This is a genomic window from Aeromonas sp. s9 (genome assembly GCF_040907765.1).
Classification (GTDB): Bacteria; Pseudomonadota; Gammaproteobacteria; order Enterobacterales; family Aeromonadaceae; genus Aeromonas; species Aeromonas caviae.
Genome location: NZ_JBFOCK010000006.1, coordinates 1 through 16,014, shown reverse-complemented (window position 1 = coordinate 16,014; position 16,014 = coordinate 1). Strand labels below are relative to the sequence as shown.

Below are 16,014 nucleotides of genomic sequence, written 5' to 3'. Positions count from 1 at the left end.
CCTTTTCTCTCCCGCGTCTATCCCGTCACGCCAATGTCGCTCTCACCCGGTACGGCCGATCGCTGCCTGAGCCGCCCGTTGCTCGTTCCATTCGCTCAAGTCCGAATTCCATTTCGAATTTTGTATATAACTAAGAATATTTTGTTGCTTCCACCTTATAACCTCGAACAGTAGCATCACCCTCAACCCAAACGGCGCCACTCAAGAAGAGTGCGCCCCGGTTTCGCAACACCCCGCACGCCGGGGCACGCAGACCCCGTTCACGGAAAGTGAGGAGATGCCCATGACCACCCCATCATTGCCGATCATCGATCTCGCCGCCCTCAAGGGCACCCCGGCTGCACGCAGCCAGATGCTGGCGCAGCTTGGCCAGGCCGCCCGCGAAGTGGGCTTTTTCTATCTGGTGGGCCATGATCTGAGCGAATCGGCGCGCCAGGAGACCCTGGCGCTCGCCGCCCGCTTCTTCGCCCTGCCACTTGAAGAAAAACTGGCGGTGCAGATGGTCCACTCCCCCCACTTTCGCGGCTACAACCAGGTGGGGGCAGAGCTCACCCGGGCACGGCCGGATCTGCGGGAGCAGTTCGATATCATGAACGAGGCCCAGGCCCTGCCTGTGGCGCACATTCGTGAACCCTGGCAGCGCCTCATCGGCCCCAATCAGTGGCCCGCCGCCCTGCCCGAGATGAAAACACGTCTGCTGGCATGGCAGGATCGACTGAGCGACATCACCCTCACCCTGCTGGACGCTTTCGCAGAGGTGCTGGGGCAGCCCGCCGGCGTATTTGACGAGAGCATTCGCGGTGCCCCCTACCAGCACATGAAGCTCATTCACTACCCCGGGCAACCCGAAGGCAGCAGTGGTCAGGGGGTAGGTGCCCACAAGGATCCCGGCTACCTGACCCTGGTGATGCAGGACGATCACTCCGGGCTCGAGGTGGAGACGGCGGATGGCTGGATCCCCGCGCCCCCCTTGCCGGGCGCCCTGGTGGTCAACATCGGCGAGCTGCTGGAGCTCGCGTCCGACGGCTACCTCAAGGCCACCCTGCACCGGGTGGTGAGCCCACCTCCCGGGGTATCGCGCCTCTCCTGCGCCTTCTTCATGGCGGCAAGGCTGGATGCGACTGTGCCACTGCTTAGCCTCTCCCCCGAGCTGGCGGCGCTGGCCGAAGGGCCCCAGAGCGATCCCGCCAACCCGCTCTTTTATCAGGTGGGGGAGAACGTGCTCAAGGGGAGGCTGCGCTCCCACCCGGATGTGGCGGCCCGCCACTATGCAGGCGAGCCGCAGCGCGAGCCAGCGCTAGTCTGACAACCCGCCACTCGACATTAAAAAAGGGGCGCGACGGCGCCCCGGATAACACAAGCAGTCGGGCAACGACCTGACAATGACGGAGTACAAAAATGAAATTCAAGACCATGAGCGTACACAGCGGCCAGCGGATCGACCCCCAGACCGGCGCCCTCACCACCCCGCTCTACCAGAGCAGCACCTTCAGCTACTTCAACGCCCAGGCGGGCAAGGAGCGCTTCGCAGGTCAAGCCCCCGGCTTCATCTACAGCCGCTTTGGCAACCCCACCACCGCCGAACTGGAACAGAAGCTGGCAGCCCTCGAAGGTGCCGATGAAGCGCTGGTGGTGGCGAGCGGCATGGCAGCGGTGAGTGCCATCATGTATGCCCTGGCCGACAGCGGTGATGAAGTGGCCTATATCGGCCCCCTCTACGGCGGCACCGATGCCTTCCTCAAGCAGACCTTCAGCCGCGCCGGCATCAAGATCACCGCCTACGAGAGCGATCAGGCGCTGCTGGCCAACATCCGCCCCGCCACCAAGGTGGTACTCTTTGAAACCCTGACCAACCCCACCCTCAAGGTGGTGGATCCGCGGGTGGTGGTGGAGGCGGCCCGCAAGGTGGGTGCCATCACGGTGTGTGACAACACCTTCCTCACCCCCTATCTGCTGCGCCCGCTCGAGCTTGGCATCGACATCGTCATGCACAGCGGCACCAAGTACCTGGGCGGTCACGGCGACATCATCGCCGGGGTGGTGGCGGGTCGTCATGAGCTGATGAAGTCGATTCGCACCGTGGCCCTCAAGCACATCGGCTCTCCCATCGGCCCGCAGGAGGCCTACCTGCTGCAACGGGGGGTCAAGACCCTTCCCCTGCGCATGGATGCCCACCTGCACAACGCCCAGAAGGTGGCCGAGTTCCTGGATGCCCACCCGGCGGTGAAGAAGGTGATCTACCCGGGCCTTGCCAGCCATCCGGGCCACGATGCCCTCGGCGCCTTCGCCAGCGGCTTTGGCGGCATGGTGAGCATCGAGCTGGAAGGCGGGTTTGAGCGCTGCGCCACCCTGCTTGACAACCTGCAACTCTTCGTGCAGGCGGTGAGCCTCGGCGATCTCGAGAGTCTCGCCTGCCATCCGGCCAGCACCACCCACGCCGCCATGGACGAGGCGAGCCGCCTCGCCGCCGGGGTCAATGACGACCTCATCCGCTTCAGCATCGGGGTGGAAGACGCCGACGATCTGATTGCCGATCTGGCCGCCGCCCTGGCCCTTCTCTGATATCCAGTGGCGATCCGGGGGAGTGACGCAATAAAAAAAGGAAGGCAATGCCTTCCCTTTCTCTTTTCTGCCCGTCGCCCTCATCAGGCGTCGTGGTAATCCTGGCAGGCGCTCAGGGTGTTCTCCATCAGGCTGGCGACCGTCATGGGGCCCACGCCCCCCGGTACCGGCGTGATGAAGGCGGCGTGATTGCGCGCGGTCTCATACTCCACATCTCCCACCAGGGAGCCGTCCGCAAGGCGGTTGATGCCCACGTCGATCACCAGGGCACCGGGTTTGACCCACTCCCCCGGAATGAAGTTGGGCTTGCCCACCGCCACCACCAGCAAGTCGGCCCGGCGCACCTGGGTCTCCAGATCCTGGGTGAAGCGGTGACAGGTGGTGGTGGTGCAACCGGCCAGCAGCAGCTCCAGCGTCATGGGGCGCCCCACGATGTTGGAAGCCCCGACCACCACCGCATGCAGACCGTGGGTCTTGACGCCTGTGGTCTCGATCAGGGTCATGATCCCCTTGGGGGTGCAGGGTCGCAGCGCCGGGATGCGCTGGGCCAGACGACCCACGTTGTAGGGATGGAAGCCATCAACGTCCTTGTCGGGACGAATGCGCTCCAGCACCTGGGTGGTATCGCAGTGAGCCGGCAAGGGCAACTGCACCAGGATGCCGTCCACTTCCGGATCCTCGTTGAGCTGGTCGATCAGGGACAGCAGCTCCGCTTGTGTCGCCGTGGCGCTGAGGTCATAGGAGCGGGAGACAAATCCCACCTCTTCACAAGCGCGACGTTTGCTGCCCACATAGACTTGGGAGGCCGGATCCAGCCCCACCAGGATCACCGCCAGACCCGGTGCCCGTTTCCCCTGCGCCAACCGCTGCTGGACTTGCGCGGCGACCTGATTGCGAATCGTTTGCGCAACCTGTTTTCCATCAATGATTTTGGCAGACATCGTTCTTCACTCACCATGTGTTCAACTGCGGCGCATTGTCGCATTTTTTTGGCGCGGGTGTTAGCGGCTCTCGCAGGGAGGGCAATAAGTAGGCACTTGAATTTACTGGCGGAAAAAGTCGTTGACGCTGACTTTGGCGCTTGGGTATGATGCCCGCCCGTTGCCCAGTGGTGCCGCCGAAGGTATGCTGGATGGCGAATTTTCGGTGATTAGCGCAGCCCGGTAGCGCATCTGGTTTGGGACCAGAGGGTCAAAGGTTCGAATCCTTTATCACCGACCAGGTTCATCGGGAAATCCCCGGATTTCTTGATACAACGCGCCCTTAGCTCAGTCGGATAGAGCAACGGCCTTCTAAGCCGTGGGTCGCAGGTTCGAATCCTGCAGGGCGCGCCATTTAAAATGTGTTTTAAATCATTGAGTTATTGACGAAGAGTGTGACTTATCGTCCATTCGGCAGATTATCTCAAGATGACCTTGGCCACGCCTTGGCAGACACAAAATGGCGATGATTTCAGTGGTGGCTGTAGCTCAGTTGGTAGAGTCCCGGATTGTGATTCCGGTTGTCGTGGGTTCGAGCCCCATCAGCCACCCCATTGTTTCTCTGTTGTTGCTATCTGTTGCGAAAGAAATGAAAGGCTTGAATATGGCCGGCAACTCATCAGCAAGGCAGACTTCGCGCAATTTATGCGCGGCGATAAACCGGCCCCGCGCCGGTTTTTTGTTTTAGCGAATCAATTAACGCCCATGGAGGCGGCCTATGTCTCTTCGTCATCCGGGTCGCAAGCAGCCCGCTCGCCAGCCCTCCCCCGCGACGGGCAACCCCGCCCTCGATCTCTTCCACCGCAACTGGCAAGCGCTCGAAAAGCTACAGGCAAAGATCGACAAGCAAGCCCTCAACGGCCGCGATATCTATCAGCGTTTCACCAGCGAAATAGAACCCCTTGAGCGTCAACAGTGCGAGCTCATCTTTGCCCTCGCCAAGCGCCTGGTCGATTTTACGGCTCGCAAGAGCTTTACCCTGTGGCAGCGGGAGACCTTGCACCACTGGATCCACGATCTCATCAGCTATATCGAGTCCAATCCGTTTCGTGGCGAGATGGATTTGGCTCCCCTCTTTCACCAAATCCAAACCAATACCGCCCTGCACATGGATGACGAACAGCTCGACTATCAGTGTGACGTTCTTACCCAGATGCTGATGGAGACTTGTGGCCACTGCCCCGATGACATCGATACCTTGCGCGAGATGCTCAAAAACCCCGATCGGTTGAACGAGTACATGATGAATGCGGCGCGCCAGCATATGGCCGAAGAGTGCAACACCGTCGATAAAGAAGAGGATGCCCGCTTCGACGATGATGAGTTGTTTGCCGATGAGCCTCTCTTCGGCACTGAGCAGCAAGATGCTTTTGCCCACGCGCGCACCCGTCGTGAGCAAGAGGAAGAGGCGCGCATCGAACAGTTGTTCAGCAAATCCAGCCTCAAGCAGCTCTATCGCAAGCTCGCCCTGGCGCTGCACCCGGATCGGGAACCCGACCCCGTCATGCAGGCGGAAAAGACCCGCATCATGGGCCAACTCAGCCAGGCCTGGGAAAACAAAGAGATGTTCACCCTGTTGCAGCTGGCCCACACCCACCTGCCCGAGTTCGATAACCTGCTCAGTGACGAGAACCTCGCTTACCTCAACCCGATGCTGAAACGCCAGCTACGCGAGCTCGAAGTCAGCTACTACGGCGGGCAAGACGGGCTAATGGGCGCGGTGCTGCACAAATTCAAGCAATCATCCAAGAAAAAGACCGAGCAGGCCTTTGCCGAACATCGGGACTATTTGCTGCGTGATATCGACCACCTGACTGCCCAGCTGGCCGAGATCACCACCCTGCAGACCCTCAAACCCTATCTGGCGGCCCGCTGGGATCAGCAGCAAATGAGGTGGGATGAGGAAGAGGACGATATGGAATGGCTGTTTAGGTAACGGCCAGCGGTGACCGACCATCTCATCAATCAATCAATCAAGGCGCCACTGGCGCCTTGATTGTTTTCACACTGCTGGTTTTTACACTGATCGTGCTATCGGATAGCCAGCCTTAAATCAGGGTCACCTGACGCGCTTTGGCATCAGGCGCCAGCGCCTGTACCTCATCATGGATAGTTGTGAAGGGCTCAGGGGAAATGGCGGCTGCCGATGCGATTTTGCGCTGCTGATATTGGGCCAGACGCAAGTCCAGCAGCTCTTGCACCATGCGATGCAGAGGATCGATATCCTCCTCACTCACCGCGAAGCGTGGGCAGAAGCGATCCTCCCTTACCTCGAACCAGTACTCCCCCTTGGCGCCTGGATTGCCGCCACTGCTGAACTTGATCGGATTGCTCTTCCAGTAACTGAGCCAAGCCGGGCTGTCGGCGCTCAGGGCTTGCTGCTTGGCCGGCAGATCGAGACGGGCCAGCTCGGGATGCCGCTCGAACAGGTAACGGGAGTGGCTGGCCAGCGCTGCCAAGGTGGGTGGCTCACGCAGACCGTCGAGTTCGAGCAAGGCCAATAGCAGGATCAACTTGAAGCTCTTGTTGAGCGCGGTGTTCTCCACCCCCGCACGCAGAAAGTCGCCGTGCCGGTTCAGCACGCGCAGCTCCTCCTCCCCCAGATCGCCCGCTTGGGCGAGCAGCTCAAACCAGCCCCCCTGTTTTTGGGTATCGAAACGCAGTTGCTCACCCAGCCGGGCAACCCAGGTTTGCCGCGCAGTGGGACGATAACCGAGGTACTCCTTGAGGATCTGATAGGTCTCAAGCAGAGTCGGTTGCTGCTGCCTTTTTAACAGCGCTAGCAACGGAAGCAGCTTGGGATCCAGATTGATAAAACAACCTGCCGCCAGCGTCATCGCCCTGTTTGCGTGCGTTGGCGAGTAGGTCAATTGCGTTTGCAGCAGCTGAGGCTTGTAGAGACACGCCTTGTGATTGCCCACCAGATCGATCACCACCAGGCGTTCTTTGCCTTGATAGAGGCGCAAGCCCCGCCCCAACTGTTGCAGGAACACGATGCGCGACTCGGTGGGACGCAGCATCAGCACGGTATCGATGGCGGGCAAGTCGGTGCCTTCGTTGAACAAATCTACCGAGAAGATGATATCGAGCTCGGCGGCGGCCAATTGCTCCTGGGCGGCTTGTCGCCCCTGACGGGAGCCCGCATAGACGGCTACCGCCCGCACTCCGGCTTGCTGGAAGACGCTGGCCATAAAATCGGCATGACGGGTCGAGATGCAGAAGGCCAGCGTGCGCTGCTGGCGTAAACGTCGCCACTGGCTAAGGGCGTGCTGAGCCCGCTTCTGACTGGCGAAGGCACTCTCCAGCGCATGGGGGTCAAACTGACCGTTGCGCCAAGGCAGCGCGGCATAGTCGATAGTGTCATCCAAAATGCCGTGATAGGTGAGCGGCACCAGCATCTTTTGCTCAATGGCGAGCGCCAGCCCCCGTTCAAAGACGAGATTGTTGTCGCACAGCGCCAGAATATCGGCCTGATCGGTGCGGTCAGGGGTCGCGGTCAGCCCGAGCAGGAAGCGGGGCTTGAAGTGGTTTAGCAAGCGCCGGTAGGAGGGTGAGGCGGCATGATGAAACTCATCGACCACCACGTAATCGAAGTGATCCGGTGCAAAGCGCAGCAGATGCCGACTCTTGCCCAGCGTCTGGATGGAGGCAAACAACCAGTCGGCCTCATCCTGCTGCTGACCGTGATAGAGGCCAGAATTTGCCTGCGGCGCCATGTGCAAGAAGGTCTGGCGCGCTTGGGTCAGGATCTCCTCCCGATGGGCAACAAACAGCAGGCGGGCCGCCTGCATCTGGCGCACATCAAAAGCCGCGAGCCAAGTCTTACCAAGGCCGGTCGCCATGACCACCACGCCCCGTTTATGCCCCTGTGCCCGCGCGGCTTGCAGCGCCATCAGCGCCTCTTGCTGCACGCTGTTGGGGATGGGGGCTTCACGCAGCTGCTCGGCGCTGCTGCGATGATCCCCGGTGAGCACCCGCAACTCCCGCAGCGCGCTCTGCCGATAGCGAGCGAGGTAGCCATCTATCCAGTCGTGGGTAAGGAGCACGACCCGCGCGTCTTGCGCCAGCCGCTCGATTTGAGCCGCGAGCTGACGCAGGCTGTGATGCGGCTCGCTGGGTCCGCTCGGCTCAGCCCTGAGCGACCAGTTCCACTCCAGCGACTCGGTAAGGGCGGCGGCAGAGATATTGCTGGAGCCGAGAAACGCCTGACCACCGAGCACCGCTGGCGACCCTTCCTGGCCAACTTGCTGGCCTAGGTACTGGGCTGCGTGCTGGACAAACAGATAGGACTTGAGGTGAAAACCGCGATTGCCCTGACTCTGGTAGATCAGCGCGCAAGAGCGAGCGGGATCAAATTTGAGCAACTCGCGCAGCGCCACCGGCTGGGTCACCTCCAGATAGTCCGAGGTGATCACCCGAAGCCGTGCTCCTCGCGCCAGCGCCTCGTGCAGGGCACCGCGCAACAACACCAGCCCGCTTTGGCGAATAAAGGAGACACACAACTCAATGCGGCTACCCTCGCCACAACGGGCGATGGCGTCCAGCAGATGTGGCAACAGGGGATCGTTGAACTCCGGATCCCCCGCCTCTCCCCCGCTGATGAGCACGGGTGCACTCATGACCCGACCTTGCGCACGATGGCGTTAAGCCAACACTCCTGCTCGCGGCCGGGGCGTCGATCCGCAGTCTGCCAGATCTCGACCTCGCTCAGCGGCAACGGCGTTATCAGGGCTTGCAGCCCCGCCTCATCCAACTGGGTGAAGGCTCGGCCATCGCGCTCGGTCTCGTCTACCCCATATTTGAACGAGCAATAGAGCAGACCACCGTCGGCGAGTTGCTGGCACAGATGGACCATTACGGCATCCAATTCGGCACGGGGAACATGCAGCAGACTGGCACAGGCCCAGATGGCATCGACCGGCGCGGGAGCCACGAACTGATCGAAACGGCACAGTTGCACCGGCTGACCAAGCAGGCGCTCGGCGCGCAGGGCCAGCTCCGCGCTGGCATCGAACGCAGTGACCTGAAAGCCCTGCTCTCGGAAGTAGAGACTGTCCCGACCAGAGCCGCAGCCCGCATCGACGATATGAGCGCCGGGAGCGAGCAGAGGCAGGAAGCGCTGGTAAAGCGGCTGCATATCGACCGACAGCGTGCCTTCGACGAAGCTATCGGCGTGTTGGTTGTAGTAATCGATAGACATAGTAAACAGGCACCTAGCAGAAAACGCTCAGATTAACAGAGAGTTAGGGGTAAAAAAATCGAGTCAGTGCCATTTCAGACAATCCGCAGTACGGGAAGGCCAACTGGCACCTTCTTCGCTATTCATAAATGCTCTATTGACCCTAACGGCGCTCAGTTCATGCTATCAAAAAGAGTGTTATTCTAAGCCTGAGAGCACGGTAGCTCTATGAAGCCAGATCACCAAATCGATCATTTCTACTATTTGGCCAAGATGTACGCTGCGTCAGCGATTCATCATGGCGGTCTAATAGATCAGAACCACAGTCTGGGTTCACTTTGCGCCCAACACTGCTGGCGGTGTGCTCTGCCCATCACATCTAACTTGCCCCAAGGAGTTGGTGCGACAAGTTGTGCCATTGGAGGACCGCAGGTTGCCGAGGCTATCTTTACGCCAGGTGACGGTCTCGCCGGTGCTGGGATTGCTGACCCGTACATTGCCTAGACTATCTTTGCGGTAAGTGGTGCCTTCGCTGCTGCGCACATTGCCGAGAGAGTCTTTGCGCCAGGTGGTGCCGCTTTGCGAATCCCTGACGTTGCCGAGACTGTCCTTGCGCAGGGTGCCGCTATTGCCATCATCACACTGGTAGCGGGTATTACCGAGGCTGTCTTTGCGATAGGTACAGTCGGCGGCCCCGGCACTCTGGACCACCAGCAGTAACAGGGCACCAGCTAATACGCCGAGCGGGGGTAACGAAGGTGACATAAACATGCTCCTTGGTTGGGGCTGACTGGGACTCTCTTCAAGCGGGTCCAGTATATGCCGCCTCAATACCCATGCCGATACTGGTTACATACACATGTCGCATTTTGGAGCAGATGCGGGGTGTCTGATCACCGAGCCGGCGTTTATCGGCGGGGTCTGCTGGACGACGATGGCAATGGGTTGCAACCCAGACAATCAAGGCGCCTGTGTAGCGCCTTGATTGTTTTACGCGATCTGCATCGTTAAACGACTATGCCGTCGGCGCCGTTTCCTCTATGGCAATCGTGCCGGGCTCTTCCAGAGCCTCGACGATCAATGATAACCGATCCTGTTCGAAGTCCATATGCATGGCGTCCAGTTGCGGCAGTGTCTTGCTGGCCTTCGCCGAGAGTTTGTTGAATCTCTCCACTTTGCCATACAGCCCTTGCTTGCCCACCAGCGCCTTGACCGTGTTGTTGTAGTGATTGCTGGCAGTGTTGAGCGTGCCGCCCAAGCTGCTCAGACGTTCGGCAACAAGGCAGACCTGGTTGTAGATGTCGCCGGCTTTTTCACTGATCTCGCGGGCCTCCGTATTGCTGCGTTCGATCATCCACAGATTTGATACCGTGCGCAGGATGGGGATCAGGGTCGTATGTGAGACCAGTACGATGCCCTTGTTGTATCCATACTCGAACAAATCCTTGTTGTGCTTCAACGCTTCGATATAGGCGGGTTCAATCGGCATGAACATCAGCACAAAGCTGGGGCTGTGCATGCCAATCAAGTTGATGTAATCCTTCGATGCCAGATCGTCGATATGCTTGCGCACCGCTTTGAGATGCTCTGCCATCGCCAGCTGATACGCCTCTGGGCTCTCGGCCGCTACCGCCCGATCATAAGCCACCAAAGAAACCTTGCTGTCGATGATGATGTGTTTGCCATCCGGCAGTTTGATCAGATAGTCGGTCTGCTTGTGCTTGCCTTCCGCATCCTTGAAGCTGCTCTGCACTTCGTAGTGGGCCGCTTCAATCAGGCCACTCATCTCCAGTGTGCGGCGCAGTTGCGCTTCCCCCCAGGCTCCGCGCTGCTGGGAATCGCCCTTGAGGGCCGACGTGAGGTTGTTGGCCTCCTTGCTCATATTCAGACCAATTTCCAGCACCTTCCGGATCTCGGCATTGAGCTGAGCGCTGCCTTGCACCGAGACATCGTGCACCTCGTTGATCCGTTTCTGGAATCCTTCGATCTGCTCGCGAAATGGCTTGAGCAGGCTATCGATCCCGATCTGGCTGCTCTGAGTGAACGCCTTGCCCTTCTCGTCGAAAATCTTGTTGGCGAGGTTTTCAAACTCCTGTGCCAGTGTCTTCTTGGCATCGGCAAGTTGACCCAGCTGCTCCTGGAAGTGCTCTTCCCGCTTTTGCAGCGTGGTTTTGAGCTCGGTGTGTTCGTTATCAACCTGATGCAACCGCTCCTGCAGGCCGAGAATGGCGTTCTCACGCTCTTTCAGGGTCTGTTTGACATCCACCAGTTGTTCACGGACTTCGCGCTCCGCGCTCTGCAGGGATTGCGCATGTTTGCCTTCATTGGCCAACTTATCCTTGAGCTGGCTGATCTCATCATGGGCTGCTCGGTTTTGCCCATCAGCCAGATTCAAGCGTTCACGCAAGTCAGCGATCTGCTCTTTCTGACCACGGTTTTCGGCCTGTGCCGTCTCCAGACGCTTCTCCGCGTCATGTTGCTGCTCCTTGGCCGCGCTCAACTGCTGCTGCAAGGCCTCGCTGGCAGCCTTACGTTCGCTCAATTGCGTCGCCAACTCTTGCAGCTGCTCTTTGGCACCCTCTAGCTGGGTCTGCACCTTGCCGGCCTCCACCTGCTGCCCATAACATTGTTGTTCCGCCGCCTTGAGCTGCTCCTGAGCCTGTGCCAATTGCTGTGTCAGCAAGCCCTGTGCCTGCTGTGCCTGCCCCAGTTGGCTAGTGAGCTGACCGAGCCGGTTGCCGTGGCGCAGCGCCGCCACAAAGTAGCCAATCACGCAGCAAGCGATTGCAATGATGACGCTGATGACAATGATCTCCGTAGTCCACTGGCTGATTTGCATGAATACTCCTTAAGCGTGCTTGAAAGGCAGATGTAAGTGGTGCGAATAGTGCTTTTGCCCGGCGATAACCACGATAATCGCGTCAATGCCTATGCTGGCCACTACTGTGCAACAGGCTAACACGCCCGATTTCATGGAAACCGATGGTGACTCACACTCCCGCCTGCTGATGCTCAACTGAGCAGAATGTTTATTAAAAATCCCGTTGGATGGCGACGTTCACAGGCTTGTCGGCCGCACCTTTGAGCATGGCGTCGAGCTTGTCGACGGGCTGGGATGGTATGCGGTCCCCGGGGTTGGCTCATCTTCCTATTCGACGTCTTCTTCGTCCGCACGCGCGTGGCTCATGGCGCGGCCTTGGGCCGCAAACTCATTGCGACGCGCCCAGCTGAAATCCGCCAACACCAGATCCGGGTAATAGGCGCTGTTAGTGCCCATCATGACGCTGACCACAAAGTCCTGTATCACCTTCAAATACTGAATGAGGCCGTCCAGCGTGGGAGATGGCGCATGGATAAAGGCCAGGATCACCTCGGATACCTGAATGCCGACGGCAGCCAGCCCCTCACTGAGCGTGAAGGCGAGATCTTCCCCTGCGTGCCACCCCTCATCCAACTCGAAGTAATGGATGAGGGCCTTGCCAAGTTGCTCCGCCGTGCGCCACGCCTCCAGGCCGTGCACCTCCCCGGTCTGCCTGCTGATCGCACGCGTTACCCGTTTATTTTTCCTCCACAACATCGGCAACGCTTCGCGCTGGGATGCCCTCGATATGCGGCGACACCCCCTTGCAGAGCAGACAATGGAAGAAGGGAAACAGCAATTCATGCACGACGCTGGGCGAGCCGAAATAACCCGCTTGGGACGCCGTTTGCAGCATCTGCGCAAAGCCATCGGCGGGGACTTGCCCGGCGGCATAAAAGGCAATTTCGCTTTCGATGATCGATTTGGCCTCCTCCAAAGACCAGCCGAAATGATCAGGATCCAGCGACAACCGCATTCTCGATGCCAGCCACCAACCTTCACTGTCACGAACAAAGAGCACTTCCGCCGCCTTGCTCCCCGTCCAGCTCCGGTATAGGTGGAGAGTTTCTCCTTCGAAATAGCAGAACCATTTGTACTCCATCGCCGGAGGGATAAATCCCTGTCGGATGTTGGCCATCTGCTCATCGCGAAAGCGCAGGCTCAGCGGAAGGGTGAGCGCATCTCGATGCAATGGTTGTAACCCTTGCCAATCATGCCGTGTCGCCGCCTTCATCCTTTATCTCCCAAGTCATCAGTTAAAACCCAGATGACTATATCGTTCGAGCAAAGCCGCTTCGATACTGGGGTTTTGCACATGTCGTATTTTCAAGCAGATATTTTCAAACTAATAGACAGATAAGAGGCAGGCGAGACGGACGGGGCAGTTCCTCACAACCACACGGCTTCCTGCTCCAGCGCCATCCCGCTGGCTTGCATTGACCGGATCAATTGCTTCACTTCCACGTCGAAATCGGCTGTCGCAGGGTGTGCCAGCATGGCGTTGAATTCGCGCTGGGTATCCTGCCAAAGCGTGGTACAACCGAAACGCTCGAGACGAGATGGCCACTCGGGCATCAACCACAGGGCCACGCTGTGGCCAAGACGGCTGCGAAGCCGGGCAAAGTTGAGCAGACCCACTCCGTCGTAGTCGGGAAAGAAGTGGATCGCAGGCGCCCGCTGGCGCAAGGCGAGCCAATCCAACAATGTGTTGGGCAATTGGCCACTGTAATAAGCAACACTGGCGGGCTGGGCGCAGGGTAGCCAGTCCAGCTGGTCAAACAGCGCCTGATTTTCCACAAGCCATAGCGGATGTTCGGTATACCAGGTGCTGTCGGCGTGCACAGTCAGAGCGGCGACGCCCAGTTGATCGGTGCTCAGTCGCAAGTCCAGCCGGTTGTCTTTATCGTCTCGCCACGCCACCTGACCGGGACCGGCCTTTAACAGCAGATAGCTGAACTCATGCCCATGATCTGCCCCCTTGCTACGGCGAGTTGCGGCGATGTTACGCGCTCGGCGTGGCAGACCATCGACCAATTCGGCTTGCTCTATTGGCACCAGTTGTCGCCACTGGTGTTCCACCACGGCGGGCAGCCTTATCTCAAATACGACTCCCCTGCCCTCGGGCCGCATCTGTATGCTGCCGGTAGCGCGGGCAAAGCTGCTCAGCTCACGTCGCTGCCCCTCGCTCAATTGAGAGCTGGCAAGCCCTCCTCCAGGGGCTTGGCGCAATTTGCGCAAGGCGGCGATCAAACTACGGCTCATGGTCGCTCCTTGGGAGCAAGCACCAGCCAGCTCTGCCGATTGATATGGTTCTTGCCGGCATGGTGATGGATAGGTACGCAATAGCGTGCCGTGGTCAACGGAGCTGGCGAGGCGCAGATCAGGGCAAAACCGAATTCTGCCGCCACATCGATCAAATTTTTCTGGTTGCGGGTATCCAGCGCCAGCGCCTCATCCAGATAACAGATGGTACGGATGCGCTTGTTCTTGTGATGCATCAGGTGGAGCATGGCCAGCCCGGTCACCAGCTTGGCCATCAATACGGTGCCGTTGGAGGCCGCACTGTCTATCTCGGTGAAGGACTCCTCCTGCTGATCCTGCTTACCTATCACAAACTCCAGGCGAAACAGATCGGCGACACGGAGCCCTTGCCGGGCATTGCCCTCATCAAACAAGGTCTGTTTGGCGCGATCCAATCGCACATCATCCAGCACGCTTTGCTGATTAAACAGATCGAAGCTCTCCCCCGTCTCCACCTGAGCGGACTTATCGAGCAGAATTTCGATGGCTTCCACCAGGTGTGCTTCATCCCTGGGCTCGATTTTGAAAACCCTGAGGTCGGACAGTTGACGCTGACTCACCAGCCGGTTAAAGCCCCGCATCTGCGCCTTAAAAGCATTCAGCCCCTGTCTGAGCTGTTTCAGGCTGGCGGTGACATTGATCACGGCACTGCGGGCCTTCTTCTCCAATGCCTCGGCTTCTTTTGGCAACATCTGATGGAAATCGAGGATCCGACTCCACTCCTCGTCCTGAGTCGGGCAGTGTTCATACTTGGTGAGTCCGCCAGCGTGCAAATCCTGCAAACCGCGCTGCAACGCGCTGTTCAACGCCAACAATTGACGACTATCGGTCTGGAATTCTTGCAAACGGGTATATAGGGTATCCAGCGTTCTGGTGGCTCCCCCGAGCCAGGGATGGTAGGAAAGAGATTCCAGATAACCGAATTCTGGCCCCTGATCCTCGCGCTGGTTACGCATGGTGACGATGCCGTTATGCTCATCATCCAGTCGCATCTGCGCTTGTCGCAAAGCATTGAGTTGATCAACCAAGCTCAATTGCTGCTGGTTAATCGCTGCCAGCTCGGCCTGTAGCCTATCCAGCTCTTGTTCATGGGCTATCAATTGCTCTGCTCGCTGGTCACTCTGGGCCAATAGATGCTGCCAGGTGTCGAAGTCGGCCAGCTCCTGCCGCAGTTGTTGCTGCTCCTGCTCTAATCGTTGCTTGTGTGCCTCGGCCTGATGGCGCTGCTCGGCTGTTTGCCGCTGCTCCTCCAAACTGGCGATATGCCTGTCGGTATCCCTGATCTGCTCCTCCAGCTCGGCTTCACTGAGTTGCTGAAACTGGGGATGCAACCGATGAAGGTTAATGCGCAGGCCAGCCAGCATCAGCGTCTCGCTCGGCGCCTGTGACAACTGTTGTTTCAACCGGGGCATATCAAGTTCGAAATCTGCCGGTCCCAACTGCATCACTCCGGCCTGGAGCACCCGGTTTAGTCGCAGTAACTCCTCTTCACTCAGATGCTCAGCCATGTGTCGATAGAGATTGTCGGCCAAAGTCTCCTGCTGCCGATGCAGGCTCATCGACAACTGCTGTTGCCGACGTAAATCTCGCCTTATGTCCTCTACGCTGCGGCTCTTGACCTGCCCCAGCAGGGTGATCTGAGCCTCCAAATTCTCCTTGACCGCCGCCAGCTGTGTTTCAAGTTGCTCACGTCCCGAAAGCAGGGTAAACCGACGCTCCAGCTCCGCTTGCTGCTGATTGAGCGCCAGCAGCTGAGTATGGGACTGCTGTTTTACGAGCCGTTCGACACTCAGCTCCTGAATACGGCTCCCCGATTGCTTTTGTGCCGTCTCGCATTGCAACACCTTGGCTGCCAATTCCTCTGCTGTGGACTCATAGTAGGAGTGCCACTGCTTGAGGTCTTCTTCTATCTGTGGGCACCAGACGATGAGCTTGCCTCTGAGCGTCAAACGCTCTTGCACTTGTTTGGCCAAGCTCAGGATCCGTGCAGACTGATTGACCGCCGCCTGATACTGAGCCCGTTCACTATTGACCTCGCTAAGGAAGGTGCGAACAAGTCCCTGATATGAGATCATGTTTGTCATCTGGAGCCATGGAACAGGGTTCATCATGAGTTATCAGCTCACCTTCGC

The 16,014-nt window shown here is 58.8% G+C and carries 12 protein-coding genes and 3 tRNA genes; 6 read left to right on the top strand and 9 right to left on the bottom strand.

Features of this window, described 5'->3' with window-relative positions; translation table 11 throughout:
• Window positions 1-283 precede the first annotated feature (283 nt).
• Entirely contained in the window at window positions 284-1,306 is a 1,023-nt protein-coding gene (locus tag AB5Y54_RS00410; RefSeq protein ID WP_103260261.1) for an isopenicillin N synthase family oxygenase, read from the top strand.
• A 92-nt stretch (window positions 1,307-1,398) separates the two neighbouring features.
• Window positions 1,399-2,562, top strand: coding sequence for a PLP-dependent aspartate aminotransferase family protein (locus tag AB5Y54_RS00405; RefSeq protein WP_042863960.1), 1,164 nt, complete (start codon window positions 1,399-1,401; stop codon window positions 2,560-2,562).
• Window positions 2,563-2,645: 83 nt separating this feature from the next.
• On the opposite strand, the gene folD is transcribed toward AB5Y54_RS00405, so the two are convergent.
• Window positions 2,646-3,503, bottom strand: coding sequence for a bifunctional methylenetetrahydrofolate dehydrogenase/methenyltetrahydrofolate cyclohydrolase FolD (gene folD, locus AB5Y54_RS00400; protein ID WP_010674955.1), 858 nt, complete (start codon window positions 3,501-3,503; stop codon window positions 2,646-2,648).
• Between the two features lie 203 nt (window positions 3,504-3,706).
• Here folD and AB5Y54_RS00395 point away from each other — a divergent pair.
• The 4 genes from AB5Y54_RS00395 to AB5Y54_RS00380 all read left to right on the top strand — a co-directional run bounded on the left by AB5Y54_RS00395 (window position 3,707) and on the right by AB5Y54_RS00380 (window position 5,478).
• Window positions 3,707-3,783 (top strand) — tRNA-Pro (locus tag AB5Y54_RS00395).
• Window positions 3,784-3,819: 36 nt separating this feature from the next.
• Window positions 3,820-3,896, top strand: a tRNA-Arg gene (locus tag AB5Y54_RS00390).
• Window positions 3,897-4,020: 124 nt separating this feature from the next.
• Window positions 4,021-4,096 (top strand) — tRNA-His (locus tag AB5Y54_RS00385).
• Between the two features lie 164 nt (window positions 4,097-4,260).
• A complete protein-coding gene (locus AB5Y54_RS00380) occupies window positions 4,261-5,478 on the top strand; it encodes a J domain-containing protein (protein ID WP_104453005.1) in 1,218 nt (405 codons plus the stop codon).
• A 112-nt stretch (window positions 5,479-5,590) separates the two neighbouring features.
• Here AB5Y54_RS00380 and AB5Y54_RS00375 read toward each other — a convergent pair whose 3' ends face one another.
• The 8 genes from AB5Y54_RS00375 to AB5Y54_RS00340 all read right to left on the bottom strand — a co-directional run bounded on the left by AB5Y54_RS00375 (window position 5,591) and on the right by AB5Y54_RS00340 (window position 15,993).
• Entirely contained in the window at window positions 5,591-8,161 is a 2,571-nt protein-coding gene (locus tag AB5Y54_RS00375; RefSeq protein WP_232092814.1) for a DEAD/DEAH box helicase family protein, read from the bottom strand.
• Complete coding sequence (locus AB5Y54_RS00370; protein ID WP_005330546.1) at window positions 8,158-8,742, bottom strand: bifunctional 2-polyprenyl-6-hydroxyphenol methylase/3-demethylubiquinol 3-O-methyltransferase UbiG; 585 nt, start codon at window positions 8,740-8,742, stop codon at window positions 8,158-8,160. Before AB5Y54_RS00370 ends, AB5Y54_RS00375 begins: the two co-directional genes overlap by 4 nt.
• Window positions 8,743-9,054: 312 nt before the next feature.
• The gene (locus AB5Y54_RS00365; RefSeq protein WP_021140579.1) at window positions 9,055-9,486 is read right to left on the bottom strand and encodes a hypothetical protein; all 432 of its coding nucleotides are present in this window, start codon (window positions 9,484-9,486) and stop codon (window positions 9,055-9,057) included.
• A 250-nt stretch (window positions 9,487-9,736) separates the two neighbouring features.
• A complete protein-coding gene (rmuC, locus tag AB5Y54_RS00360) occupies window positions 9,737-11,560 on the bottom strand; it encodes a DNA recombination protein RmuC (RefSeq protein WP_109113028.1) in 1,824 nt (607 codons plus the stop codon).
• Between the two features lie 309 nt (window positions 11,561-11,869).
• Window positions 11,870-12,241, bottom strand: coding sequence for a hypothetical protein (locus tag AB5Y54_RS00355; RefSeq protein WP_162540652.1), 372 nt, complete (start codon window positions 12,239-12,241; stop codon window positions 11,870-11,872).
• A gap of 37 nt (window positions 12,242-12,278) precedes the next feature.
• Window positions 12,279-12,815, bottom strand: a complete 537-nt coding sequence (locus AB5Y54_RS00350) for a hypothetical protein (RefSeq protein WP_109113030.1) — start codon at window positions 12,813-12,815, stop codon at window positions 12,279-12,281.
• Window positions 12,816-12,970: 155 nt separating this feature from the next.
• Window positions 12,971-13,843 (bottom strand): hypothetical protein, encoded by an 873-nt coding sequence (locus AB5Y54_RS00345; RefSeq protein ID WP_021140990.1) that lies wholly within the window; start codon window positions 13,841-13,843, stop codon window positions 12,971-12,973.
• Entirely contained in the window at window positions 13,840-15,993 is a 2,154-nt protein-coding gene (locus AB5Y54_RS00340; RefSeq protein WP_368153051.1) for a hypothetical protein, read from the bottom strand. The genes AB5Y54_RS00345 and AB5Y54_RS00340 overlap by 4 nt, the downstream gene beginning before the upstream one ends.
• Between the last annotated feature and the right edge of the window lie 21 nt (window positions 15,994-16,014).